The following is a 24807-nucleotide window of genomic DNA, read 5'->3' on the forward strand; positions in this document are numbered from 1 at the left end:
TCACATCAGGATCGGGTCGATGTCGCAGTTGGCACGGGCGCCTCGGCCGGCCGCCTGCGTTCCCGGGTGCGCCTCGCCCAAGATCCGGCGGTACCGCGCCAGGACCGGGTCGCGGAACGGTGCGGCCTCCTCCGCCCGGCCGAGCGCGGCCAGATCCAGTCCGAGATTGAAGGACGCCGCCAGGACCGTGGGGTGATCCTCGCCGAGTACCTGGATGCCACGCTCGATCGCGTCTCGCCCCAGCTCGACCACCCGGTCGAGCTCACCCACCGCCGCCAGGTCACTCGCCAGGTTGATCGTGGCGATGATGGCATAAGGATGGTCCGGGCCGATGGTGGCACGGAACTGCTCGAGGGCGCGCTCGTCGAGGACGCGGGCGGCCGCGGGGTCACCCATCAGCCGCAAGGTCACCGCCAGGTTGACGTTGGCCGCGAGGGTATGCGGATGATGCTCGCCGAGACCGCTCCGGTACCGCTCGAAGGTCTCCTCACCGAGTTTCTTCGCCGCGGCCAGATCACCCGAGTGACGAAGATCGATCGAATGAGCCAGCGCGGCGGCCATCGTCGTGCCATGGGCGTCGCCGTAAGCGAGCCGGAACCTCTTGAGGACCTCCATGGACAAGCTGAGCGCCCCCGGGTGGTCACCGTCCTTCCTCCTGGCCACCGCGAGCAGGAACGAGTTGCCCGCCGAGTCCAGCTGGTCCACGCCGAAGCGGGCGATGAAGTTCTCCGTGAGCCTCTCCTGCTGAATCCGGGCCTGGCCGTATTCGCCCGCCTCACGCAGGTCCACGTTCCGCGAGCTGTTGACACTGAAGGTGCGGACGTGATCGCGGCCGAGGACCTCGATCCGCCGCCGGAGGGTGTCCTGATCCAGTTCCAAGGCCTCCCGGTAGGCACCGGCCAACCGCAGGCTGATCGCGTGCTGATACGCGGCGTAGAGCGTCTCCGGATCGTCGTCGCCGAACATCCGCTTGGCCTTGTGATAGATCTCTTCGCTCAGCTTGGTCGCTCCCGCGAAATCGCCCTGAGCCCGCAGATCGATCGTGATGTTCCGCTGAAGCGCGAAGGTCTCTTCGTTCTCTTCACTGGATATCTGCAGGCGCAGCGCGAGAGTGCGCTGGTTGAGTTCCGCGGCTTCGGCGTACCGGCCGATCGCCCACAGGTAGAGCCCGAGCCGCGACGAGACTTCGAGTGTCTGCGGATGGGTGGGGCCGAGGACCTCGGTGAAGCGCTTGCGTGCTTCGAGGCCGAGCCGCGCCGCCTCTTCGTGATCTCCGTACTCGAACAGGTAGCGCATCAGATTGATGTAGAGCTGACGCGGCCAGTCGTTGTCACAGTCCAGGACGTTCGCCGCGTAGGCGTGCGGCAGCAGTTCGCGGTAGCGCGACCAGTGCCTGCTGGACTCGGGGTCGTTGGGGTCCAGAGCGGCGAGCAGCTGGTGGGCACCGTGCTGCATCCGCGCGTGCACCTGCCTGGCCATCACCCGGTTGCGCAGCACCAGCTGCACCAGCCGGTGCAGCTGGAGGGTGTTGTTCCCGTGGTCGATCTTGGCCAGGCCGTAGCGGTTGATGTCGCGGATGGCGCGCGCCAGTTTGATCGGGTCACGGAGCGCGGCGTCGAGTTCCGGTGAGATCGACACCCGGTTGACCCCCGTGAGCAGGTCACGCGAAATCGGTTCCGGGGAGAAGAAGGCACAGATGTGCAGGATCTGGTGGGCCGCCGGGTTCCGGGTCTTCAGTTCCTCGAACGAAACGTTCCACGCGGCGGCGACGGAAACCTCGTTGTCGGGCGCCGAAGCGGTGTCGAGGATTTCCTCGACCGACTCGTCGAACAGACGCAGATACTCCTGCACCGGCATCCCGGTCACCGCGCGCCAGGCCGCCGCCTGTTCCACGGCCAACGGGAGATCGCCGAGTTTCTCGGCGAGTTCGTCGGCGTCGGCCGGGTCGATCTCCGGGCCCCGTCTGCCGAGCAGTTCGACGCTTTCCTCGCGTTTGAACACCGCGAGTTCCAGCGGGCGCGCGATCCCCGCCCAGTCGGAGTTCCGCGAGGTGATCAGGATTTCACCGGGACCGTTGCGCGGGAAGAACGGCAGCACGGTGTCCGGGCTCTCCGCGGCGTCGAACACCAGGAGCCAGCGGCGGAACGGCCGCCCGGTCCGGAGCGCCTCGATCACCGCCGGGACCGCGACACTGGCCTCGGACGCGCCTTGCAGGCCGAGGACACCGGCGAGTTCGGTGAGCCCGGCGCGGATCTGGGTGGTGTGCGCGGCGTCGATCCACCAGACGAGGTCGTAGTCCTGGAGATGCCGGTAGATGTACTCGGCGGCCATCTGGGTCTTGCCGATACCGCCGAGACCGTGCAGCGCCGAAGGAAGCACGGCGGTGGTACCGCTGCTCAACCGTTTCGTGAGCTGGTCGAGCAATTCGTCCCGGCCGGTGAAGTTGGGGTTCCGCGGGGGGACGTTGCCGAAGACCAGTGGCGGGTCGTCGGGCTGGCGGGTGGGGAAATGCCTGGTGGTTTCCGACGCCGAAGGGTGCGCGATCCGGGTCGTCGGCTCGTTCGCTTCGGGCTCATTGAGATAAGACGAGCGTCCCTGTGTCGCAGGTGTCGAGGCAGGTTGACGTTCGGCCGTCTCAGGCATCATTGAGCTCTCAGTCTTCGTTTCAGCTAGGTGTACTTGGAGGGCTTGGTTCGCCGCCGCGTTCCGCAACCTGTCCGCCCGGGACAGGTACGGCCCGGAAAGGGCGCGCATGAGCGCGGTTTCCAGTTCCACATCGGCCGGGGACTCGCGGGTGAGATCTGGGTCCGGTGTGTTGTTCGGGTCGGCGATGGCGTCTCGGAGGTGGCCGATCAACCGGATCCGGTCACCGAAATGGGTGGCGGCCACTCGGACGACATTGGCCGTTTCCGACCGCCGCGCGCCGCTGAGCAGCAATTCCCGGACTGCCTCGGGAAAAGCGAAGACCCCGTCTGTGTCCCAAGTGGACTCGCCCTCCCTGAGTGCGGGAGCGTACATCATCCCCGAAAGCAAAAGTTCGAGGAGGTGTTCCGGCCCCGCTTCCGGTACGAATTCCTGTCCCACCAGCTTCGCCACGTCGAGACGGACCGGTACCGCCGCGAGCAACTGCGCCAAGCGTAGCGCTGGCGGCGACGCAACACTTCGGAATCGCTGCACTCGTTCGGCGGGTGACAAAGTTACCGGCGGGTCGGCGAAATCGGACTGGGAAATCCGTTCCGTGGCGAGTACGACGGTTCCTTCCACGGCCTCGTCGTTTTCGCCGGTCATCAGTACGGCCCACCAGCCCAGCGACCTCGGCCGCAGTTCGAGGACCGGAACCGGGACGAGATGGGCGGGCACTTCCGAGCCGGGTTCGAGCCAGGCGTCCGCGAGATCGCATTTCCATCGGCCGTTGGGCGCCACCGCGTTCGGCACCCTCAACCGGGCCTTGTGCGGGCTCATACCGCACCGGCCCCACAGCCATCGCGGGAGCAGGTGCACGATGCTCACCGGCATCTTCCTGCCCCACCGCGCCAGCATCGGGTACAGCGCGTCCTTGTTCTGCCAAGCGTCACCCACACCGTCGGTCAGCAGCAGGACCACGCGACGTCCCGAAGAATCCACGATTTCGTCCGGGTTCCGGGCGGGCGCGCCGGGCGTGCCACCGCGGAGAACGAGATCCTCTTCGGTGTCCTTCGCGGTTTCCAGCAGGCGGACCTGAATGGTCCGGAAAGCACCCACTTGCCGGAGCAATTCGACGAACGCGGACACCCTGGGGCGCCACAAGGCCATCGACGGACCGTTGTCGAGGACGAGCGTCAGGTCCAGCCAGCGCTCTTTTCTCGATCGGGTGACCGGCCACCACCGTCCGGTCTCCGCGACCCGGACGGCGGTCGCCACTTCGTCCAGGACCACATTGTTGTGTCGCCGCGAAGCCATCTCCCGTTTCAATGTTCTCAGCGCGCGGAAGTACTCCAGCGATTCGAGGAGTACCGCTCCCCCGGGCCCGGCGCCGTCCACCGCGGGTTCCGGCAGCTCACCGGGTACGGCCTCGATCGCGACGACCTCGCCGTCGTCGTCCGCCTCCGGCGGGGCGTTCACCAGCCGAGAGGGCCCCGGCTCGGGAAGTTCCGGGATCTCTCCGCGTTCGGCGAGCGCGTTGCGGATCCGTACTTTCTCGGGCGGCGGCTCCGGCTGCTCGTCCGGGGCCGGCTCTCCATCGGCCCGCCGTGGCGAGATGGCCGCGGCCAGCCACACGATGTCCGCGACGTCGACCCAGTTCAGGTCCTCGAATCCGAACCGTTTGCCCGCTTGCGGAAAACCGGTGTCCCGCCGGTCCGCCGCCGGGGCGGAACGCGAGTCGGACACACCGCCCGGCCCTGCCATGTCACCGCACCGTCAGTCGTTGCCACAGAGCGTCCACCAGCCGCGGCCATGCCTCCTGATCCGGCTGGTACGCGCCCGACGTCGCGAGATAGACGGCGTCGAGCAGCCTGTCGGTGGGGAGCCCGCCTTCCGCCTTGCTCCGTTCGGCGAATTCCCGGACGAGCCTGTCCCGATGTTCACCGTTCTCGCCGACCAGATGACCGGCCACGATAGCAGCGAGCTGCTCCTCGTCCGGATTCTCGATCCGCAACTGCAGACAGCGGCGCAAGAACGCGGGCGGGAACTCCCGCTCCCCGTTGCTGGTCATGACGACGATCGGGAAGGCGTGGCAGGCGATCCGGCCGTCGCGGACCACGGCGGTGCGCCCCGGATCCGCGGTGTGCACGGTGACCTCGGGATGCCGGTTGCGCACACGCGTCAATTCCTCGATGGAGAATTCGCCGTCCTCGAAGATCGACAGCAGATCGTTGGGCAGATCCGCCTCGGATTTGTCGAGTTCGTCGATCAGCAGGACACGCGGCAGCCTGCTGGGGAGGAAGGCGGTGCCCAGCGGGCCGAGCCGGACGAAATCGCCGATCGGGGGTTCTTCGGCCTCACCGCCACGCTGGGCCTGGCTGGTCGCCGCCGCCTGGACGCGGCCGATCGCGTCGTAGCCGTACAGCCCGGAACTCAGCGCGGTGTGACTGGTGATCGCCCAGCGCAGCACCCGGCCCAGCCCCAGTTCCCTGGCGATCCGGTACGCGAGACTCGACTTCCCCGTTCCCGGGTTCCCCGTGACCAGCAACGGGCGCCGTAAATACAGGGCGGCGTTGACCATGTTCAGTTCGCCGGCGTCCGCGTCCTGCTCCGAAAGCGTGAAAGCGGTGCCGAGACGGCGTTCCGCCTCGCCGTCGTCCGGCGGCGGTACGTCGTTCTCCGGTGGCGGGTCGCCGCGATATGAACGCCACGGCGGCGGCGCGGGCAGCAGTTGCGCCAGGTCGATGTCGTGCATGGGAATACCGGTGCCCCGGTAAATCCACCAATCGGGTGCGTCCAGCCGAGGAGTCCGGCCGTCCACGGCCGCGTCCTGATCGTTCCCGCTCATCCGCGGCATCCCCTTACAGTCGAGTCGGGATCAACGGCTGGTCCAGAACGATCACACGTTTGGGGTCGTCCCACATTACCACCAGATCGTGTGCCAGAGAATTCCGGAACGGTACCGCCATACCGGAATTCGCCAGTTTCCGGCGATCCGGAAGTTCGTTGAAACCGCTCTCCGCGGCCAATACCCAGTCGAGCAACTCGCGCAGGGTCTCCGGCTCGGCGTCCGGATGCCACAGCACGACCGGGAGGCCACTGCGGAGCGCGGTCGTCAGTTCGTCCGGCGCGCCACCCGGTTTCGCCTGGGGCGAAGGGGGTTTCGCCAATACCAGGCCGACCCAGTGCTCGTCGCTCAGTATGGCGTCGATCGGGTGATCCCCGACCTCCGGGCAACCGGAATAGTGCAACCGGTCGGGCGCGGGGTCCTTCACCATCGAATCCCAGCGAACATGCCATGCGCGATGCCAATGCCTCGCCCGCATCCTCTCCAATGACCGTATTCCGAGACGGTACCCGTAGCGCAACGGCTGGGGCTGACCGGTCTCATGCTCCTTCGCCCACCGCTGCACCGGCAAATTGATCAACGTTCTCGGCAGGAGGAATTCCACCGACGCGGACATGCTCTGGCCGGACCAGATCCCCTCGGTCTCCAGTATGACGTCGTCGACCCTGAGCTCGACCTCTTCGATCCCGATTTCCCGCACGTCGCCGAGCGGCGGCGGCCAGATCTCCGGATCGTCCTGTCGCCAGAACGCGAGCGTGCACCGCGTCGGATCCGCGGAAACCGGTTCGAGCATGATCAGCAAATGCAGATGGGGACGGTCCGGAATCGGCGTCCTGGTCAGCCGCTGATGCCCGAACGCCGGGGTCAGCCGCAGCGACCGGGCCTGGTTCGCCAGCCAGCCCTCGATCATCGCGTCCGGTTTGCCTCCGCCCGCGTTTTCGGCCAGCAGGCAGAGAAAGGTCAACGCGGGCGGGATCCCATCCGGTCCCGCGTTGAAATCGGTGAGCAGCTGAAAGACCTCCCACGCGTCGGTGACGCCGTCCAGCCGGGGCGGCGGGACCGCGGGGCCGAGCGCGCGGCTCACCATGACCGCCTGATTCGGGACTCTCATTCCGGTCAGGTGACGACGCAGGCCCACCAGATCCTTGCGGGGGATCAACTCCAGGACGGGACCTTCCAGATCGGCCGGGAAGAGATCCTCGGCGCGCACCACCACCGCGTCCGGGATGACATCCCCGTGCAGTCGCAGATAAGCCGTTCCGGTGAAGGTCTTCACCGAAACAGGTAGCGGATGGTACAGCTCGGGCAACAGGCCCGGATCCTTCTCGATGACGTCCGCGAAAAAACGCTCCGAAGAGATGAACGCGATCGTCCGATCGGATTCGGCGAAGGCCTCCTTCACCGGTTGCGCGTCGAGAATGCGGAAAGCGATATCGACCGCGTCCCCGACCCAGCCGTTGTCGTCGCCGATCACCTCGCCGGAGTTGAGGCTCACCCTCAGCCGCATCTGCGCCTGCGGTGTCCGCGTGTGGTTGTACCGGCGGAGGGCGACCGCGAGCCGTTCCGGCAGCAGGTCGGCGACCAGGCTTTTGGTCGTTCCCGGCGGAAGCAGGATCAAGGCGCCGTCGCCGCGGTCCTCATGCGCGCACGAATCGAAATCGACGCCGCTTTCGGCGAACGCGATCTTCAAAACCTCGTACATGCCCTGATGCACGGCGAGCCGGTCGAGACGATTGCGGTCCGGCGCGGTGAACCCCACGACGTCCACAACGACGATCGTGCGGTCGAGAGCCCGCGTCGGTCGCGCCACTGGCCCCCTCCCAAGGTCCACGGCGCCGGCCCTCCGGCGCCGACCGCCACATTATCGCGTCGATCGGCCCGGAGTTGAGTGTCAATTGACAAATAGGGTGCGGCGGATCGGTGCTACCACTCACTCGCCGAGCAGGCGCCAAGCGGTGAGGGCGAGCCTCACCCGGGTCAGGCCTAGCGGGTCGGTCAGGTCGATGTCCAGGCCTTTGCCGATCTGGGTCAGCCGTCGCGCCACGCTGCTGTGGTGCAGGTGCAGGGAATCGGCGGCCTGCCGCACGGAACCCGTGGCGCAGTAGGCGTCCAGCGTCCGGAGGTCTTCCGGATCCGCGGCCAGCTTCGTGATCGCGACGACGTCGGCGTTGGCCCGCGTGTCCTCCTCCGGGATCCGCGCGAGCAGCGCCAGCGCGCCGAGGTCGCGATAGTGGATCACCGGACGGCGCGCGGTCGTGAACCGCAGCGCTGTCCTCGCGTCCTGCCAGGACCGGTGCGGGCATTCGGCGTCGCCGATCCCCGCCCGGACGTCTTCGGGGAACCGGGCCGGATCCACGGTCGCGGCCAGGATGATGCCGACGTCGCCGAGTGACGCGGCCTTGACCGGGCGCCCGTGGCAGATCCGGCCGCCGATCTTCTCGAGCGGGAGTTCGGACCGGACCGCGACCACACGGATCGGCGCGTCGCCGGGGAACCCCAGCAGCCGCAACGCCCGGTTCCTGGCGGCGTCGTCACTGGCGGAGCTGATCACGAGTTCCACCAGTGCCGGATCGGCCATGGTGGTGCGGGCAGGCCCGTATCGCTCGACGACCGTCGCCACGGCGATCGCGAGCCGGTCCAGCACCGCTTCGTCGAGGGCACCGCGCTCGCCCTCGCGTTCCAGCCAGACCGTGCCGATCTCTTCGTCGTCGAGGGTGACCGCCGTCGTGATGGACGCCGGCACGGAGGTCGGAGCGGCTTCGCGGCCGTCGGGTGCCATGCGGATGGTGCGGCCCGTGCTGTGGAGCCGGATACCCGCCGCGCATTCCGACAGCCCCGCGGTGGCGCGGGCGAGCGCGGGGAGGTCGACCCGGCGCCGCATCAAGGTGTCGTAGAACATCACGACCCGGATCACGCCCTCGACGTCGGGATCCAGATGCGACAACCGCGCGGCCAATGCCTCCATGTCCGCGAGCCTACGCGGCGATCGTCGCGCGAAGGGGCGATCACACGCGACGGATGGCGGCCGCCCTCCGGGCCGGAAGCCGGAAGGATCGTCGTCATGGACCCCGAACTCGAAGCCTTCGTCGCCCTGTTCCCCGCGGCGAACCTCGAAGACCCGATCGCGGACCGCGAGAAGCTCGCGAAACTGGCCACGTCGGTGCCGCGCCCCGACACCTCGGCGATGGAGGTCGAAGACCGGACGGTACCCGGCGACCCCGGCGTCCCGATCCGGATCTACCGGCCACGGGAGGCACAGGGCGCGATCATCTGGCTGCACGGCGGCGGCTGGGTCATGGGCAACCTGGAGACCGAACATCCTTGGGCGGCGCGGCTCGCCGAGGCCTCCGGCGCGGTGGTCGTCTCGGTCGAATACCGGCTGGCACCGGAGAACCCCTTCCCCGCCGCGTTCGACGACGTCTACGCCGTGCTGAACTGGACCGCGGACCACGCGGCCGAACTCGGCGTCTCCCCCGACCGGATCGCGGTCGGCGGGCACAGCGCGGGCGGCGGGCTCGCGGCGGCGACGGCGCTGCGGGTGCGCGACGAAGGCGGCCCGCGGATCTGCTTCCAGCTGCTCAACCAGCCCGGGCTCGACGACCGGCAGGAGTCGTGGTCGGCGCGGAACTTCACCGACACGCCGTGGATGAACCGCGCCAAGATCACCGCCGCGTGGGGGCACTACCTGGCCGGAAAGCCCGCGGCTTCGCCGTATGCGGCCCCTTCGCGGGCCACCGATCTTTCGGGGCTGCCGCCCGCGTACGTGGCCTCCGCCGAGTTCTGCCCCAACCGCGACGAGAACATCGAGTACGCGCTCCGGCTGCTGCAGGCGGGGGTTTCGGTCGAGCTGCACCAGTGGCCGGGCACCTTCCACGGGTCGCAGGCGATCCTGTCCGCCGAAGTGTCCCGCCGTCAGATCGACGAACTGGGCGGCGTCCTGCGCCGCGCGCTGGCCGAGTCATGACCGCACCCACGACAACCGGGCTGCTGCGCCCGTTCGCCGGTGGTTTCGCCGCCGTCGTCGTCCTGCAGATCGTCGGCGCCGTCTCGGGGTTGGCGCCGCTGCTCGCGGTCGTCGAGCTGGGCCGGGCGCTGCTCGCGCCCGGCCCGGCCGACGAAGGCCGGGTCTGGACCGCGGTGATCGTTGGCGCGGCCGGGCTGTTCGTCCGGCTGGTGTTCACGGCCGCGTCGTCGGGGATCGGGCATCTGCTCGACGGCCGGGTCCAGCTCACCTTCCGCCGCCTGCTCGCCGAACGCCTCGGCCGCGTGCCGATCGGCTGGTTCTCCGGGCGTCGCACCGGTGAGCTGGCCAAGGTCGTCGGCGAAGACGTCGGTGCCGTGCACCCGTTCATCGCCCACACTCCCGGCGAACTCGTCTCCGCCTTCGTCGTCCCGCTGGTGTCGCTCGGCTATCTGCTCACCATCGACTGGCGGCTCACCCTGATCACGCTGATCCCGGTCGTACTGGCGGTGGCGGTGGTCCCGTTGATGATGACGCCCGCCCGGCTGCGCGAGCAGGAGGAGTTCGACCGGGGTATGGCGGGGATCTCGGATTCGGTCGTCGAATTCGTCCAGGGCATCGCCGTGGTCAAGGCGTTCGGCGGAGCGGGCCGCGCCCATCGCCGGTTCCGCACGGCCGCGGACGAGTTCGTCGCCACCTTCGTCCGATGGGTGCGAGGGATGGCCGGGCCGGCGGCGGGGATGCAGCTGGCGCTGTCGCCGCCGTTCGTCCTGCTGGTGGTCCTGATCGGGGGCACGTTCCTGATCATCGGCGGCGGCCTCGCCCCGGTCGATCTCCTGCCGTTCCTGGTGCTGGGCCTGGGTTTGACCGCACCCGTCGCCGCACTCGGCCACGGCTTCGACGAACTGCAGGCCGCCCGGCGCGCGACCGGGCGGATCCGCGACGTGCTCGGCGTGCCGCCGCTGCCGGAACCGGAGAAACCCCTTGTGCCGCGGGGACATCGGGTGGAGCTGCGCGACGTCCGGTTCGGCTACGAGGCCGACCGTGAAGTCCTGCACGGAATCGACCTGGTACTCGAACCCGGCACCGTCACCGCCCTCGTCGGCCCCTCCGGCAGTGGTAAGTCCACTTTGGTCACTTTGCTGCCGCGGTTCTTCGACCCGGCGGAGGGGAAGATCCTGCTGGGCGGCGTCGATCTGCGCGAAATCGGCAGCCAGGAGCTGTACCGCAAGGTCTCCTTCGTGTTCCAGGACGTCCGCCTGCTGCGCGCGTCGGTCGCGGACAACATCGCGCTGGCGGTGCCACACGCCGACCTCGACGACATCGTGCGCGCCGCCCGGCTGGCGAACATCCACGACCGGATCCTCGAACTGCCGCGCGGCTACGAAACGGTGCTGCACGAGGAAACCGGCCTGTCGGGCGGGGAAGCCCAGCGGATCTCACTCGCCCGCGCGTTGCTCTCCGACACGCCCGTGCTGGTGCTCGACGAGGCCACCGCGTTCGCCGACCCGCAGACCGAACTCGCCGTTCGCCGGGCGCTGGCGACGTCAAGGGCCGACCGGACGATCCTGGTCATCGCGCATCGCCTGGAAACGGTCGTCGACGCCGACACCGTCGTACTGCTGGAGAACGGCACCATCGCCGAACGCGGCAAGCCCGCGGATCTGCTTACCCGGAACGGGAAATTCGCCGCCTTCTGGCGTTCCCAGCACGCCGCCGAACCACAGGGGGAACCTCGATGATCCGGATGTTGCTGAGCGTCCTCGGCCCCGAACACGCCCCGCCGGTGCGGCGGACCGTGGCACTGATGACGGTGACCGGGGTCGTCGAAGGGCTGTCCTACGCGTTGCTCGTCCCCTTGCTGCGGGCGCTGCTCGGGAGCACTCCCGGCGACGCCGTCCCGTGGCTGATCGCGTTCGGCGCGGCCTTCTCGGTGTTCGCGATTTTGCGCTACCGCGCCGATCTCTCCGGCTTCCGCGCCGGGACGACGTTGCTGCGCGGGATGTACCACCGGCTCGGCGACCATCTCGCCCGGCTGCCGATGGGCTGGTACGGCGGGAACCGCGTCGGTGAGGTGTCGGCACTGGCCGGACCCGGTGTCCTGCAGGCGATGGGGGTGATCGCGCATCTGCTGGCCCCGTTCGTCGCCGCTTGCGTCACCCCGCTGACGATCGTGTTCGTGATCTTCGCCTTCGACTGGCGGCTGGGACTGGCCGCGCTGATCGCCGTCCCGGTCGTGGCGGCGATCCAGCTCCGGACGGGCCGTTCGATGGCCGCGGCCGACGAGGAGGCCGCCGCACGCGGCACCGAGGCGACCGGCCGGGTCATCGAGTATCTGCAGGCCCAGCCGGTGCTGCGGGCCGGAGGGCGGGCCGCGGAACGATTCCGGCTGCTCGACGACTCGCTGCAAGACCTCCAGCGGGCGAACCGCCGGTCCACCCTGTCGGCGCTGCCCGGTGTCGTGGGGCTGACGTTCACCGTGCAGGCGATGTTCACCGTCCTGCTGACGCTGGGCGCCTTCCTCGCGCTCGGCGGGGAAATCGGGGCGGCCGAGGTCGTGGCGATCCTCGTCCTGGCCGCGCGCTGCGCCGATCCGCTGCTCTCACTGACCGACATCGCGGGCAAACTCCGCGGCGCGCGGTCGGTGCTGGCGCGGCTCGACGCGTTGCTGCGCACCGAACCGCTGCCGGAACCGCCGGAACCGGTCCGGCCGGAGCGGCACGATCTGGAGTTCGACTCGGCGGCCTTCGCTCGCGGCGGCCGCGCGGTGCTCGACGGCCTTTCCCTGACCGTCCGCGAAGGACAGAAGCTCGCCCTCGTCGGGCCTTCGGGCGCCGGGAAGAGCACGGTGCTGCAGTTGCTCGCCCGGTTCCACGACGTGGATTCGGGCGCGGTGCGCGTCGGCGGGGTGGACGTCCGCGCGATGAGCACCGACGACCTGATGTCCCGGATCGCGATCGTGTTCCAGGACGTCTACCTCTTCGACGGCACCATCGAGGAGAACATCCGGCTGGGCCGTCCGGACGCCGTCGACGCCGAAGTGCGGGCCGCCGCGACGGCGGCCCGCCTCGACGAGGTGATCGAACGGCTGCCCGGCGGCTGGTCCGCGAACGTCGGCGAGGGCGGCGCGCTGCTGTCCGGCGGGGAACGCCAGCGGGTGTCGATCGCGCGCGCACTGCTGAAGGACGCGCCCATCGTGCTGCTCGACGAGGTGACCTCCGCGCTGGATCCGGTCAACGAAGCGGCCGTCCACGAGGGGATCGAACGGCTCATGGCAGGCCGGACCGTGGTGATGGTGGCGCACCGGCTGCGCACCGTCGAACGCGCGGACCACGTGGTCTTCCTGGACGGCGGCCGGATCGCGGAAGAAGGGAGCCACGGCGAACTTGCCCGGCTCGGCGGCCGGTACGCGGGATTCCTCGAACCGCAAATCGCTTGACGCCGCCGGGGAACGGCAATGCACTGAGCCCATGAAGATCCGTTCCACGACCGCCGACGACCGCGCCGTCTTCGTCGACACCATGTTCACCGCGTTCGCCCGGTTCCCGGACACCGCGGGCGAGACCTGGTCCGCGCTGGAAATGGACCGCGGCCTGCTCGCGGTGTCCGAAGACGGGCGGCCCGTCGGCACGGCCGCCGCGTACTCCTTCGAGCTGACCCTGCCCGGTGAGGTCGTCGTCCCGGCCGCCGGGGTGACCGCCGTCGGCGTCCTGCCCTCGCACCGTCGGCAAGGCGTGCTCAGCGCGATGATGCGGCACCAGCTCGCCGATTTCCGGGCCAGGGGCGAATTCCTCTCCGTCCTGCTGGCGTCGGAGGCGCTGATCTACCGCCGGTTCGGCTACGGACCGGCGACCTACACCCGGCGCCTGACGGTGCAACGCCACCGGGCCGCCTTCGCCGCCGGGGTGGCCGGTGGCTCGATCGAGGTGCTGCGCCGCGCCGAGTGCGGCGAACTCCTGGAGGAGATCTACGACCGGTACCGCCGCACCCGGCCCGGCGCGCTGTCGCGACCGCACCACTGGTGGGCCTCAGGCGCGGGGCAGCCGCCGATCTCCCAGGCAGCGCGCCATATCGCCGTTCACCGCGACGCCGACGGCGTCCCGGACGGATACGCCTCCTACTCCCTCACCGAACCGAGCACCTTGACCGTCGACGAAACCATCGCCGCCGACGACGAGGTGGCCACCGCGTTGGCCAGGTTCCTGCTCGGGCACGACCTCGTCACCGAAGTCGTGTTCAAGCATTGCGCGCCCGACCATCCGCTGCGGTGGCAGCTCGAAGACTTCCGGGCCGGCGAGGTCGGCGGCGACACGGACTGGCTCTGGGTCCGGCTGCTGGACGTGCCCCGCGCGCTCACCGCCCGTGGCTGGTCCACCGACGGCGAGCTCGTCCTCGACGTCGACGACCCGGCGCTCGGCGAACGCGGCCGGTACCGGCTGGCCGTCCAGGGCGGCGAAGCGGACTGCGTCCCGACCGGCGACGAACCCGACCTCTCCCTGGACGTGAGCGACCTGGGCTCGATCTACCTCGGCGGCACCGCGCCGAGCCTGCTCGTCCGGGCCGGGCGCGTCCGAGCCCATCGCCCGGAAGCGGCCGCGCTCGCCGACGCGCTCTTCGGTACCGAGCGTTCGCCGCACTGCCTGCACTGGTTCTGATCAGGTCCGGCGGGTGCCGACCGTGAACAGCAGCGACGCCGCGGTCAGCACCACGCCGAACCACACCACGCTGGTGATCCCGGCGTGGTCCGCGAGCAATCCCGCGAACAACGCGCCCAGCGCGATGGAAGTGTTGTACGCCAAGGTGTTGAGCGACATGGCGGCCTCGAACGTGTCGGGCGCGGACCGCTGCGTCATGGTGAGCTGGCTCAGCTGCACCACGCCGTAGGACAGTCCCCAGAGCACGAGCGCGATCAACGCTCCCGCCTGCCCGTGGCCGATCACGAGCAGCAGCAACAGGGACGTCACGAGTCCGGCCGCTCCGACCGCGAAGCTGACGAGCACGTTCTTCGCCACGAAATGCCCCGCGACGAAGTTCCCCACCGCTCCACCGGCGCCGAAGACGATCAGGCACACCGTGACGAAGGCGGGCGACGCCGACGAAGTGCCTTCCAGGAAGGGACGGATGAAGGTGTACACGCCGAAGTGCCCGAGCACGAAGAGGACGACGGTGATCAGGACCGACCGCAGGCGCGCGTTCACCCGTGGCAGGCCGAACACCTCGCGGACCGGGACCGCGTTCGCCGACGGCAGGGACGGGACCAGGACGAGCACGGCGAGGAAGACCAGGACGCTGAGCCCGCTCCAGATCAGGAACGTGCCCTGCCAGCCGACGAGGCGTTCCAGGACGGTGCCCAGCGGCATCCCCAGCACGGTGGCGACGGAGATACCGGACATCACGACCGCCGCCGCCCGGTTCGCGTGGTGGCCGGGGACGATCCGCATCGCCATCCCCACGCCGATCGCCCAGAACGCGCCGTTGGCGAAGCCCATGACGAGCCGGGTCGCCAGTACCAGCGGATATCCGGGCGCGAGAGCGGTGATCAGGTTGCCGGCGGTCAGGATCGCGAGCAGCGTGGAGAGCAGGACGCGCCGGTTGATCCGCCGCGTCCACGCGACCACGAACGGCACGCCGAGCCCGGCCGAGACGCCGTAGAGCGTGACCATCAGACCGGCGGCGCCCACCGAGATGTCCAGGCTGGAACTCACCGGGGTGAGCAGGCCGACGGGCATCAGTTCGGTGGTGAGGAAGACGAACAGGCTGGCGGTGATGGCGGCGACCCCCGCCCAGCCCTTCCGGGTCGAGTGCGCGTTTTCGGTTCGGGTGACCATTTCTTCTCTCTCGATTCACGAGCATGACGAAGAAACCCCTGCGGGCACGGCGATTCCGACCCTGGGGTGCTTCGTTCCAGCGAGGATCGACGGCGCGCGGGACCATCCCGCGAACGTCTTAGCGCTAAGCTATTCGATGCTTAGCGCTAAGTCAAACGAGTACTCGAGAGAGCCGGTACGTCAGTCGTCGAGGGCGACATCTCCCAGTGACCGCAACAGGTTTCGCAGCAAGGCGGCCAGCTCGTCCCGTTCCTCGGCACTGACCGCGCTCAGGAGCCGATGCTCGGTGTCGACGTGATCGGGCAGGGCGCGGTCGATGAGTTCGCGCCCCGCCCCGGTGAGGTCGACCAGCACACGGCGGCCGTTCGTCTCGTCGGGCAAGCGGACGACGAGGCCACGTTGTTCGAGGCGGTCGAGCCGCTGGGTGACCGCGCCGGAGGTGATCATCGCCGAGCGCATCAGGTCGGCGGGGGTCAGCGTGCCCGCCCGGCGAAGGGTCGCCAGGACGTCGAACGACGACCGGTCGAGGTCGTGGCGCGCGAACGTCTTGCGCAGCTCACCCTCCAGCACCCGGGTCAGCCTGGTCAGCCGCCCGATGACGCCCATCGGGGAGACGTCCAGGTCGGGACGGGCTTCGGCCCACTGGCGAAGGATGTGATCAACGTGATCCGGCACGACCGGAGGTTACCCCGGCCCCCTGAGCCCGCTAGGCCGCCACGGCATAGGTGAGCAGCAGGGCACCCGAAGCGAACCGGCGGTCGCCGACGAGCGTGAACGCCGTCTTCGCGTACTCGCCATCGAAGAGCCGCGTCCCGCCGCCGAGGAGCACCGGGTTCACCACGAGCCGCACTTCGTCGAGCAACCCGAGCCGGACGGCGGAAGTCGCGGCCTCTCCCCCGGCGAAGAGGGCGATGTCGCCTTCGAGATCGGCGAGCCTGGAGGCGTCTTCGACCAGATGCGAGTTGTGCCAGGCGGTGGTCCGGAGCGTGCGCGACAGGACGTACTTCGGCAGCTCGTGCATCCGCCGCCGCTGGGTGACCGAGACCTCGTCACCGGCGGTCGGCCAATAGCCGGCGAGCTCCTCATAGGCCTTGCGGCCGAAGACCATCCCGTCGATCGAGTCAAGCAGTTCGTCGAGGTGCGCTTGGAACTCGCCGTCGGCGAACTGCCAGTCGATATCGCCCGCGGCATCGGCGATGTAGCCGTCCAGTGAAACGTTGATGTGCAGGAAGAGACGCCCCATGTGAACTCCTCGACTTCTTGAACACTCGAACAAGAAGTCAACGTACACTTCTTGAACGCACTGTCAAGAAGTCATACGATGCGACCATGCCACGCACGGGAAGGCCGCGATCCTTCGACGACGATCAAGTGATCGGAGGAGCGCTCGACGTCTTCTGGCGGCGGGGCTACGCGGCCACGTCGATGCGGGATCTGAAAGACGAGCTCGGCATCCTGCCGGGAAGCCTCTACGCCGCGTACGGCGACAAGCACGCGCTTTTCCTGCGAGCGCTGGAACTCTACGCGAGCGGCGCCCGAAGCCAGGGGGCCGTGCTCGCCGAAGGTCCCGTTCTCGCGCATCTGCGCGAACTTCTGCTCAGCGTTTTGGAAGCGGCGCGGGAGCACCCGGGACGCGGCTGCCTGCTGGGCAACACCGCCACCGAACTGCTGCCCGCCGACGAAGCCGCCGAGAAGCTGGTCCACAGTGGATTCGAAGCCCTCGAAACCGGTATCGCGCAAGGACTCGAAGCCGCCCAACGCTCCAGAGAGGTCCGCGCCGACGTCGACTGCGGGGCACAGGCGCGGCTCCTGCTCGTCGTCATGCAGGGCCTGCACGTGGTGGCCAGGGCGGAGGCCGATCCCCGCCGGCTCACCGACGCGGTCGACGCCGCATTGGCGCCCTTGACCGCGAAGTGACCCCTGGGCACACCGGAGCCGGTGTGCCCAGAAGCCGGATCACTCCTCGAAGCCCTCGTCACCGCCGTCGAAGACGTCCTCCATGACCTCGCCGAGGATCATGCCGCCGACCACACCGGCCGCGGCACCGGCGACCACGCCGCCCATCCCCGGACCACGCCTGCCGTGGTGACCGTGGTGGTCGTATTCGTGGCCGTAGTGCTCCTGGTGCCCGCCGAACATGGCGTGCCCGCCGCCGGATTCCGCGACCTTGGCCAGCCAGCCGTCGATGGCGGCCGCCCAGTCGGTGCGCAGCGCCTCCTCGTGCGAAACGTGGAAGCGGCCGAACGAGTCACCGCCGGAACGGAACATCCCGCCGCGCCTGTCCGCCTCCAGCACCACCACGAGGTCGTCCGGGCTCGCGACGAAGGTCAGCTCCACCTGGCTGACCCGGCCGGCGTAGCGCGACGGCGGGAAGAACTCGATCTCCTGGAAGAACCCGAGCTCCTGCCGGACACCGTGCAACCGCCCCGCCTCGACGTCCGCGCTGCGGAAGGAGAAGCCCAGCTCGCCGAACGCCTCCAGCACCCGGTCCTGCGATTCCAGCGGCCCGACGAGCACCGGGTCGAGGTCGCCCTTGTCCGGCGCGCCGGCGATGACGAGTTCGGTGCGCACGCCGACGACCACGCCCGGCAGCTCACGCCCGCCCACCGCGCTGATCGGCGTCTCCCACGGCAGGGCGATCCGGAACGGGATCGTCGTCAGCTGCCCGGCCGTCACTTTCACCTTGCGGCCCGCGCTGACCCGCAGGAACTCCGCGGTCCCGGCCCGCTCGTGGTCGCCGTGCTCCACCTCGACCCTGGTGACCAGCGAAAGCAGGATCTCCTCGATCTGGGCGTCGCTCGAACCGCCCTGGATGCGGACCTGGCCGGTGATCACCTCGCCGGGAACGGCGTGCGGCGAGTCGAGCACGGTGTCGACGGACGGGCCGCCGACGCCGAAGGCGCTGAGCATCCGTTTGAACATCAGGGATTTCCTCCGCTGGGTACTGGAACAGGGGGTACCGGAACAGTTCGACTACTACCGAGATCCGTCGCGGCACGCCAGGCAAACCGGGTCGAAAACCCCTAAACGGGCGCGACATCACTACCTTCTCAGCTCGGCCTGCCGGACGTCGTGCAGGTGGATGACGACGTCGTAGGAACGCCCGAGCGAGATGTCCGCCGGGTCGACGGGGAACAGCGTGCCGATGGTGCGGGTGGGCCGGGCGGTGTCCAGCCAGGCGCGGGCGGCGGGCGGCGCGGTACGAAGGTCCAGGTAGTAGTCGTCGAACCGGACCCGATCGAGGGTGTCCTCGTTCGTCCCGGGCGGCGCGGCCGGGACGGAGAACGGCTTCCACTCCCCGCCGACCGCCGTGTCCTTGGACAGGAAGGAACCCCGGTCGAAGCTGAACCCGATCGGCAGGTAATCGCGGCCAAGCGTCTCGCGCAGGAACGCGCCTTGGGTCTTCGGGTAGACCGCCGGCATGTCGGGGATGTACGCGACGTGGGCGTTGTGCGCGGAGAGCAGGATCTTGTGGCCGGTCCGCCGCTGCCACCAGGCGACGTTCTGCGCCATCGCCTGGTCGCGCAGGATCTGCGCCGCGGGCAGCTCCTTCGGATCCGTGAGGTCGACGGCGAGGAAGCGGGCGGTCTGCGCGACGAACCGGGCGTGCTGCTCGGCCCAGCCGTAGGCGTCCGCCCCGGTCAGGCCCTTGACCAGCTCGAAGGCCTGCTCCGCCTGCGTGGCGAGCCGCCGTCGTTCGTCGAGGGGTTTGCGCAGGTAGGCGAACGCGTCGTCGATCGGACGCAGCCCCGTGTACAGCTCGTCGAGCCGGGGCAGCGCCTCCGGGTGATGGCGGCCCATGTGGTCGGTGATCCGCGCGAAGAACGCGTCGTTCACCGAAGGCGCGCCGAGGTCGTCTCCGACGAAGTGCACCGTGCGCTCGGGATGGGCGCGGTTGTGATCGCGCATCCACCGGATCAGGCTGACGAACTCCTCGCGATCCCACGGAGACCCGGCCAGCGTGCGCTTCGCGATCTCACGGGCGTCTCCGCGCCCGGTCTGGACGTACTCGTCGATCTCCAGCCCGGCGGACCAGCTGAGCTCCAGCGCGAAGGCCCGGAACCCCTTTTCCTCCACGAGGTAGCGGAACACCCGCTCCTTCATGGTGAAGAACTCGTGGGAGCCATGGGTCGCCTCGCCGAGGCCGACCACCTTCGCACCACCGATCATCCCGCCCAGCGCCCGTAGATCGGCGGTGTTCCGGCCGGGCTCGGTGGAGCGCAGCGGATGCGCCACCCGGTCCAGCGACCGCACCGGATCCCGCCAGGCCGCTGCCGTCTCCGCCGCGAGAGCGGGACTCGCCATGGGAGCGAGCACCGCTCCCGTCACCACCACGGCGGCGGCCACCACCGCCTGTCTCGCCCACCGCTTCCGGCCGTTCGTCATACCGTTCACCCCTTCGTCCGATGTCGAAATCGATCATCGTCCGAGGACGGGGGTCGGCGCGCTGAAGTAAAGCTCCTATTTGGGGTGGGGTTTTCCTCACCTCGAACAGGAGCGGGTGGACCCCGCCGCCGGGGTGTGGGACCCGGCGGCGGGAATCCACCCGCGTTTATCTCCCTCCGCAGCGGCTGTCCGTCACTCCGCGCGCCACAACGCGGGTGTGGACGGCGGCTCCCAGCCGGGCTGGGCGGTGTGCGCCTGCAAGCACACGTAACCGCGGCCGCTGTAGGTGACCCGGGCGCCCGCGGAATAGCCGGTTCCCGCCGCCCAGGTCGTCCCGCCGGGCGGGTTGGAGGTCGAAGTCGGCGTCGTACTGGTCGGCCGCGAAGTCGACGTCGGCGTCTGCGGCACGTTCAACACGAAGTCGAACGCGGCCTCCTTGGCCGCTCCCACGTCCCGCACGGTCATCAGCAGCCGCGGGTCGAAGATCGAGTCGGTGTTATTGCGCGGCTCGTTGGGGAAGTAGAGCTGCGTGGTCAGCACCGGCCTGCCGGGGGCCTGGACCTTGACGTGGATATGCCGCGTACGACCGGGGTACAGACCGGGCACGACGGTGCTCAGCGAGAACGCGCCCTGGTCGTTCGTGAACTGGTGACCGCGGAAGGTGTACCCCACGTTGTCGTAGGCGCCGTTGACGTCCGCCTGCCAGAAGTCCAGCAGCGCCCGCGCGATCGGCAGGCAGCCGAGCCCGAACACGTAGCCGGACACGGTGAGCCTCGTACCCGGCGTCCCCGGCGTGACGAGCGAGGTGCGCTGCGGGGAATTCGGCTTGAAATAAGGACCTTCGGTCTGCGGCGGGGTCGGGTCGTCACCGTCGTCACAGGCCGGGGTCAGCTCGGGTGCCTTGCCGCTCGCGACGGTGGTGCGCGCGAGTGCGGGTCCGCCGATCAGCGCGACCGGAGCCGCCACACCCGCGGCGATCGCGGCCTTCAGCACAGTCTTTCGGCTGAGCTTGTTCTCTTCGTCCATACCTGCTCCTCGTGGGGGCTTCGGGAATCACCCTCGACGGTATGGAGAAGATCAGCTGTGGACGATGGACTGGGTTGGTCAGTCGTGGTGAATCTCCGGGGGCGCGTCACCGGTCCGGCGGTAATCACCGGGACTCAACCCCGTTTCCCGCCGGAAGAACCGGCAGAAATAGGCGGGATCCGCGAAACCGACCCGGCTGGCGACCTGCCGCACGGTGAGATCTGTGCCGAGCAGGAACCGTTTCGCCTCCCTTGTCCTTGCCTCGCGCATCAGTTGTGCCGCCGTCCGGCCGGTCGCCGTTTTCACCGCGTCGGTGAGATAGCCCGGTGTGACCCCGATCCGTTCCGCGAGCGCGCCGACCGACCAGAGCCCGAGATCGGGCCGTCCCAGCAAGCGCGCGAATTCCGTGCCCACCGCCTGCGCCCTCGCGGGCGGACGCGGATCCGCCAGCCCGGGAAGCCGTCCCGCCCGCACGATCAGCACATGCGTCAGCGCCCGCAGCACCGAATCCGTACCCTGCCCACCACAACGGAATTCCTCGTCGAGTTCGGCGACGAGCCGCGCCGTCTCCTCGGCCGCGCGTTCGTCGAGCCGCCACGGCTGCTGGCTGAGCCTTCGCAGGGTTTCGCGATCCGCCGGATGTTCGAGCAGGAAATCGTCGGTGAACAACACGACGAATCCGCTGAGATCGCGGGCATCCCAATGATGCACCTGCCCCGGTGTGATGACCGCGAGTTGCGGCGGCCCCAATTCCCAGCGGGTGAAATCGATGACGTGGTCGCCGGTGCCACCGGTGACATGGACGATTTCGTAGAAGGTGTGCCGATGCGGGAACGCCGCCCGTGACATCGGCCCGACCGCGTCGAACGTGCCGACCGTGAACGGCAGGGCGTCCGGCGCGCGGACCTCCAGCCGATGCAGTGGCAATTCCCCCGCCTTCGGTTTCAGGCAAGGCGTCCTCGGCAACACCGTCGTTCCGCGCATGGACCGGTCCCTTTCACCACACTGGGGAATGAAAAGTCTAGACCAATACCGGGGGCGGTGACTGCCGACGGAAGTCGCTTCTCCGTCTCCCGGTACAGTCGGGATCATCGACGCACGTCCGAAGGGTCACCACGCGATGTCTCCCATCAAGTCGCGCGGTCGGGCCCGGTGGTCGCTCGGCGCGTTCGCCGCCTTGGCCCTGGCGTGCGCCGTGGCCTTGGCGACAGCGGGCAACTCCCACAGCGACCTCGAGATCTACCGTTTCGGCGTCGACACCCTGTGGAGCGGCGGTGATCTCTACGGCGCCTTGCCGCTTTCCGACGCCGGTATCCCCCTGCTGTTCATCTATCCGCCGTTCGCCGCGTTGGTGCTCACCCCGCTGGCGCTGGTGCCGTGGACGGGCGCGGTGCTCTTGCTGTTCGCGCTCAGCCTGGCCGCGCTCGGCGTCACCTTCTACGCGATCACCCGCACACTGTGGCCGTCTGGGGACCGGCGGAAGGCGCTGCTCGTCGCGTCGCTGGCGGTCACCCCGGCGCTCTTCCTCGAACCGGTCCGCCAGACGCTCGGCTTCGGCCAGATCAACCTGCTGCTGATGGGCCTCGTCGCGGCCGACTGCCTGCTGGCGCGGGGCCGTTACCGGGGCATCGGGGTCGGTCTCGCCGCGGCCATCAAGCTGACACCGATGGCGTTCCTGCTGTTCTTCTTGGTACGCAAGGACTTCCGCGGCGCGATGACCGCGTTGGGCACGTTCGTGGCCGCCTCGGCGGTCGCGTTCGCGGTCGCGCCGGAGGCGTCCGCGCGCTACTGGTTCGGCGGGCTCGCCGGAGCGTCCGGGATCAGCGGGACTTCGTTCCACACCAACCAGACCCTGCAGGCCGTGCTGGCCCGGTTCGGCGTCGAGTCCGCCGCGAAGCCGCTCTGGATGGTCCTCACCGGCCTGCTGCTGGTGCTGGTGACGGTGACCATGTACCGCTCGGCGCCGGTGCGAGCGCTCCTGCTGAACGCGACGTTCGCCCTGCTCATCTCGCCGACCTCGTGGTCGCATCACTGGGTGTGGATCGCCCCGGCGCTGTTCACCACCGGCGCCTACGCGGTCCTGCGTCGCCAGGACCGGCGCAGGGCCGCGGCCTGGATCGCGGTCACCGGCGTCGTCGCCACGATCTTCGTCGCGGCACCCTTCCGGTACTTCCCCGCCTTCGACCGGCCGGGCCAGACCTGGACGACCACCCAGCAATGGCTGGGAAACTGCTACGTCCTCGCGGGTCTGGTCTTCCTCGCCGTCGCGGGTGCGCTCTCCCTGCGGAAACGCCGTCTCGCCTGAAAGGACCTCGATGCTCGACCTGACCGGTAGCACCACCCTCGTCACCGGGGCCAGCGGCGGGATCGGCCGGGGGATCGCTCTGCGCTTCGCCGAGGCGGGCAGCGCCGTCGCCGTGCACTTTCACCGTGACGAGGCCTCGGCGCTCGCCGTCGTCGAACGGATCCAGGACGCGGGCGGCACCGCGAAGACGTTCGCCGCCGACCTCACCGACGACGGCGAATGCCGGCGGCTGGTGGCCGCCGCCGCGGCTTGGAACGGGCGGCTGGACACCCTGGTCAACAACGCCGGCGTGCAGCCGGTCGAGCCACTGCCGGAGATGTCGGCGGAAAGCTGGCGCGCCGTCCTCGACACGAACCTCACCAGCGCGTTCTCGTGCACCCAAGCCGCCGCCGAAGCGATGAACGGTGGCAGCGTCATCCACATCGCCTCGATCGAAGCGGCCCAGCCCGCGCCGGGACACGCGCATTACAGCAGCGCGAAGGCCGCCCTGGTCATGCACGCCCGCGCCGCCGCGCTCGAATACGGGGCACGGGGACTGCGCGTCAACGCCGTCTCCCCCGGCCTGATCGACCGGCCCGGCCTCGGTGACGCCTGGCCGGAGGGCGTCCGCCGCTGGCGACAGGCCGCTCCGTTGGGCAGGCTCGGCACCCCCGGCGACATCGCGAACGCCTGCCTGTTCCTCGCCTCGCCGCTCGCGTCGTGGATCACCGGGCACAACCTCACCGTGGACGGCGGTGTCTCCGCTCATCCCACTTGGTGATCACGGCGTCTGTGTCATCTGACGTGGAACGCCGGCGTTCTTCGCGCCTAGCGTTGCGCACATGATGCGGACGACGAAGATCCTGCTGGCCGTGACCCTGGTGTTCACCGGCCTGAGCGCCGGCACCGCGAGCGCGGACACCGGCTGCACGTGGACACCGGGCACCCTGCCACTGCCCGCCGGGAGCACCACGGGCCACGTCAGCGGCGCCGCGAACGGCGGCTGGTTCGTCGGCAGCGGCTCGACCACCGACGGCGTCCGCTGGCACGACGGGACCGCCGAAATCCTTGGCCAGGCGTTCGGCCACCAGACGATGCTGAGGGACATCAACGACTCGGGAGAGTCGGTCGGCACCACGATCGTCGACTCGTTCGAAAACGGCGCCGTCGTCCACCGGAACGGGCGATACGAACAGCTGCCCCTGCCGCAGGGTTATCGGGCCGGACGGGCCAAGGCGATCAACGACGCCGGCGACATCGTCGGCATGGCTTCGAGATTCGCGGACACCTTCGACCTGATGCTGTGGCCCGCTTCCGCCCCCGGCTCGGTGCAGGTGATCAATCCCGACCCGGCCGTCTACTCGTATGTGAGCCCGGTCGACATCGACGAGCAGGGCCGGATCCTCATCCGCGCCGAAGGGCAACGGCTCGCCTACTTCGTCCGCGAAACCGGCGGATCGCTGACCGAGCTGTCGTTGAAGACCGACCGCGTGGACGCCTTTCGCGGCGGACGGATCTCCGGTGCGATCTACGAGAACGGCAAGTTCGTGACGGTCGAATGGGATACCGCCGGGCAGATCGTGCGGCGGCTGGACGTACGGGCCCAGGAGTCCGTGGTCGATTCGGGAACGCTCACCTCGGGCACCTACCGGACCGCCGACAAGCAGTACGCCGTCGGCGTCTGGGAGAACGGCGCACTCACGCACACGCTGCTCACCGACCCCGACGGGGCCTTCGGGAGGCCGGTGCTCACCGACGATGGAGTGGTCGCGGTTTCGTACGACTACACCGGTGTCATCGCGACATTCACCCGAAGCTGCTCCTGAAGCGCCCAACAGGTGCTTCTTGAAGA

General features: G+C 69.2%; 19 protein-coding genes. 8 read left to right on the forward strand and 11 right to left on the reverse strand.

Annotated features, from left to right (window positions below; all coding sequences use genetic code 11):
* From fxsT to ACFWIW_RS15205, 4 genes are all read right to left on the reverse strand, one after another.
* Positions 1-4386, reverse strand: a complete 4386-nt coding sequence (fxsT, locus tag ACFWIW_RS15190) for an FxSxx-COOH system tetratricopeptide repeat protein (protein ID WP_378368992.1) — start codon at positions 4384-4386, stop codon at positions 1-3.
* Between the two features lies 1 nt (position 4387).
* The gene (locus ACFWIW_RS15195; RefSeq protein WP_378368993.1) at positions 4388-5470 is read right to left on the reverse strand and encodes an AAA family ATPase; all 1083 of its coding nucleotides are present in this window, start codon (positions 5468-5470) and stop codon (positions 4388-4390) included.
* Positions 5471-5483: 13 nt separating this feature from the next.
* Entirely contained in the window at positions 5484-7280 is a 1797-nt protein-coding gene (locus tag ACFWIW_RS15200) for a hypothetical protein (RefSeq protein WP_378368994.1), read from the reverse strand.
* Positions 7281-7400: 120 nt separating this feature from the next.
* Complete coding sequence (locus ACFWIW_RS15205; protein ID WP_378368995.1) at positions 7401-8435, reverse strand: PucR family transcriptional regulator; 1035 nt, start codon at positions 8433-8435, stop codon at positions 7401-7403.
* Between the two features lie 96 nt (positions 8436-8531).
* On the opposite strand from ACFWIW_RS15205, the gene ACFWIW_RS15210 reads away from it, so the two are divergent.
* Genes ACFWIW_RS15210 through ACFWIW_RS15225 form a run of 4 tightly spaced genes read left to right on the forward strand, consistent with a single transcriptional unit; the run spans position 8532 to position 14086 of the window.
* A complete protein-coding gene (locus ACFWIW_RS15210) occupies positions 8532-9434 on the forward strand; it encodes an alpha/beta hydrolase (RefSeq protein WP_378368996.1) in 903 nt (300 codons plus the stop codon).
* Positions 9431-11173: an ABC transporter ATP-binding protein gene (locus tag ACFWIW_RS15215; protein ID WP_378368997.1), complete on the forward strand. Its 1743-nt coding sequence runs from the start codon at positions 9431-9433 to the stop codon at positions 11171-11173. Before ACFWIW_RS15210 ends, ACFWIW_RS15215 begins: the two co-directional genes overlap by 4 nt.
* Positions 11170-12870 carry an ABC transporter ATP-binding protein gene (locus ACFWIW_RS15220; RefSeq protein ID WP_378368998.1) on the forward strand — a complete coding sequence of 567 codons (1701 nt, stop codon included), beginning with the start codon at positions 11170-11172 and terminating at the stop codon, positions 12868-12870. The genes ACFWIW_RS15215 and ACFWIW_RS15220 overlap by 4 nt, the downstream gene beginning before the upstream one ends.
* Positions 12871-12901: 31 nt before the next feature.
* Positions 12902-14086 (forward strand): GNAT family N-acetyltransferase, encoded by a 1185-nt coding sequence (locus tag ACFWIW_RS15225; protein WP_378368999.1) that lies wholly within the window; start codon positions 12902-12904, stop codon positions 14084-14086.
* On the opposite strand, the gene ACFWIW_RS15230 is transcribed toward ACFWIW_RS15225, so the two are convergent.
* From ACFWIW_RS15230 to ACFWIW_RS15240, 3 genes are all read right to left on the reverse strand, one after another.
* Entirely contained in the window at positions 14087-15259 is a 1173-nt protein-coding gene (locus tag ACFWIW_RS15230; RefSeq protein ID WP_378369000.1) for an MFS transporter, read from the reverse strand.
* A 180-nt stretch (positions 15260-15439) separates the two neighbouring features.
* Entirely contained in the window at positions 15440-15934 is a 495-nt protein-coding gene (locus ACFWIW_RS15235; protein ID WP_378369001.1) for a MarR family winged helix-turn-helix transcriptional regulator, read from the reverse strand.
* A 31-nt stretch (positions 15935-15965) separates the two neighbouring features.
* Positions 15966-16502, reverse strand: coding sequence for a dihydrofolate reductase family protein (locus ACFWIW_RS15240; RefSeq protein WP_378369002.1), 537 nt, complete (start codon positions 16500-16502; stop codon positions 15966-15968).
* 86 nt (positions 16503-16588) lie between these two features.
* On the opposite strand from ACFWIW_RS15240, the gene ACFWIW_RS15245 reads away from it, so the two are divergent.
* Positions 16589-17176, forward strand: coding sequence for a TetR/AcrR family transcriptional regulator (locus tag ACFWIW_RS15245; protein WP_378369003.1), 588 nt, complete (start codon positions 16589-16591; stop codon positions 17174-17176).
* A gap of 39 nt (positions 17177-17215) precedes the next feature.
* Here the strand turns inward: ACFWIW_RS15245 and ACFWIW_RS15250 are convergent, their stop codons facing one another.
* From ACFWIW_RS15250 to ACFWIW_RS15265, 4 genes are all read right to left on the reverse strand, one after another.
* Entirely contained in the window at positions 17216-18181 is a 966-nt protein-coding gene (locus ACFWIW_RS15250) for a sporulation protein (RefSeq protein ID WP_378369004.1), read from the reverse strand.
* A gap of 120 nt (positions 18182-18301) precedes the next feature.
* Positions 18302-19645, reverse strand: coding sequence for an erythromycin esterase family protein (locus ACFWIW_RS15255; RefSeq protein WP_378369005.1), 1344 nt, complete (start codon positions 19643-19645; stop codon positions 18302-18304).
* A gap of 192 nt (positions 19646-19837) precedes the next feature.
* Positions 19838-20671, reverse strand: coding sequence for a carbohydrate-binding protein (locus ACFWIW_RS15260; protein WP_378369006.1), 834 nt, complete (start codon positions 20669-20671; stop codon positions 19838-19840).
* 78 nt (positions 20672-20749) lie between these two features.
* A complete protein-coding gene (locus ACFWIW_RS15265; RefSeq protein WP_378369007.1) occupies positions 20750-21655 on the reverse strand; it encodes an AraC family transcriptional regulator in 906 nt (301 codons plus the stop codon).
* A gap of 136 nt (positions 21656-21791) precedes the next feature.
* On the opposite strand from ACFWIW_RS15265, the gene ACFWIW_RS15270 reads away from it, so the two are divergent.
* The 3 genes from ACFWIW_RS15270 (at position 21792) to ACFWIW_RS15280 (ending at position 24781) form a co-directional block, all read left to right on the forward strand.
* Complete coding sequence (locus ACFWIW_RS15270) at positions 21792-22976, forward strand: glycosyltransferase 87 family protein (protein WP_378369008.1); 1185 nt, start codon at positions 21792-21794, stop codon at positions 22974-22976.
* Positions 22977-22986: 10 nt separating this feature from the next.
* A complete protein-coding gene (locus tag ACFWIW_RS15275) occupies positions 22987-23736 on the forward strand; it encodes an SDR family NAD(P)-dependent oxidoreductase (RefSeq protein WP_378369009.1) in 750 nt (249 codons plus the stop codon).
* A gap of 61 nt (positions 23737-23797) precedes the next feature.
* Positions 23798-24781, forward strand: a complete 984-nt coding sequence (locus ACFWIW_RS15280) for a hypothetical protein (protein ID WP_378369010.1) — start codon at positions 23798-23800, stop codon at positions 24779-24781.
* Positions 24782-24807 lie beyond the last annotated feature (26 nt).

Origin of the sequence: Amycolatopsis sp. NPDC058340 (assembly GCF_042723975.1) — a bacterium.
Lineage (GTDB): Bacteria > Actinomycetota > Actinomycetes > Mycobacteriales > Pseudonocardiaceae > Amycolatopsis.

What these genes read in the sequence shown, in the direction of transcription:
- fxsT (WP_378368992.1), bottom strand. Translation starts at nt 4,386, where the DNA reads ATGGCAGGGCCGGGCGGTGTGTCCGACTCGCGTTCCGCCCCGGCGGCG.
- ACFWIW_RS15195 (WP_378368993.1), bottom strand. Translation starts at nt 5,470, where the DNA reads ATGAGCGGGAACGATCAGGACGCGGCCGTGGACGGCCGGACTCCTCGG.
- ACFWIW_RS15205 (WP_378368995.1), bottom strand. Translation starts at nt 8,435, where the DNA reads ATGGAGGCATTGGCCGCGCGGTTGTCGCATCTGGATCCCGACGTCGAG.
- ACFWIW_RS15210 (WP_378368996.1), top strand. Translation starts at nt 8,532, where the DNA reads ATGGACCCCGAACTCGAAGCCTTCGTCGCCCTGTTCCCCGCGGCGAAC.
- ACFWIW_RS15215 (WP_378368997.1), top strand. Translation starts at nt 9,431, where the DNA reads ATGACCGCACCCACGACAACCGGGCTGCTGCGCCCGTTCGCCGGTGGT.
- ACFWIW_RS15220 (WP_378368998.1), top strand. Translation starts at nt 11,170, where the DNA reads ATGATCCGGATGTTGCTGAGCGTCCTCGGCCCCGAACACGCCCCGCCG.
- ACFWIW_RS15225 (WP_378368999.1), top strand. Translation starts at nt 12,902, where the DNA reads ATGAAGATCCGTTCCACGACCGCCGACGACCGCGCCGTCTTCGTCGAC.
- ACFWIW_RS15230 (WP_378369000.1), bottom strand. Translation starts at nt 15,259, where the DNA reads ATGGTCACCCGAACCGAAAACGCGCACTCGACCCGGAAGGGCTGGGCG.
- ACFWIW_RS15240 (WP_378369002.1), bottom strand. Translation starts at nt 16,502, where the DNA reads ATGGGGCGTCTCTTCCTGCACATCAACGTTTCACTGGACGGCTACATC.
- ACFWIW_RS15245 (WP_378369003.1), top strand. Translation starts at nt 16,589, where the DNA reads ATGCCACGCACGGGAAGGCCGCGATCCTTCGACGACGATCAAGTGATC.
- ACFWIW_RS15250 (WP_378369004.1), bottom strand. Translation starts at nt 18,181, where the DNA reads ATGTTCAAACGGATGCTCAGCGCCTTCGGCGTCGGCGGCCCGTCCGTC.
- ACFWIW_RS15255 (WP_378369005.1), bottom strand. Translation starts at nt 19,645, where the DNA reads ATGACGAACGGCCGGAAGCGGTGGGCGAGACAGGCGGTGGTGGCCGCC.
- ACFWIW_RS15260 (WP_378369006.1), bottom strand. Translation starts at nt 20,671, where the DNA reads ATGGACGAAGAGAACAAGCTCAGCCGAAAGACTGTGCTGAAGGCCGCG.
- ACFWIW_RS15265 (WP_378369007.1), bottom strand. Translation starts at nt 21,655, where the DNA reads ATGCGCGGAACGACGGTGTTGCCGAGGACGCCTTGCCTGAAACCGAAG.
- ACFWIW_RS15270 (WP_378369008.1), top strand. Translation starts at nt 21,792, where the DNA reads ATGTCTCCCATCAAGTCGCGCGGTCGGGCCCGGTGGTCGCTCGGCGCG.
- ACFWIW_RS15275 (WP_378369009.1), top strand. Translation starts at nt 22,987, where the DNA reads ATGCTCGACCTGACCGGTAGCACCACCCTCGTCACCGGGGCCAGCGGC.
- ACFWIW_RS15280 (WP_378369010.1), top strand. Translation starts at nt 23,798, where the DNA reads ATGATGCGGACGACGAAGATCCTGCTGGCCGTGACCCTGGTGTTCACC.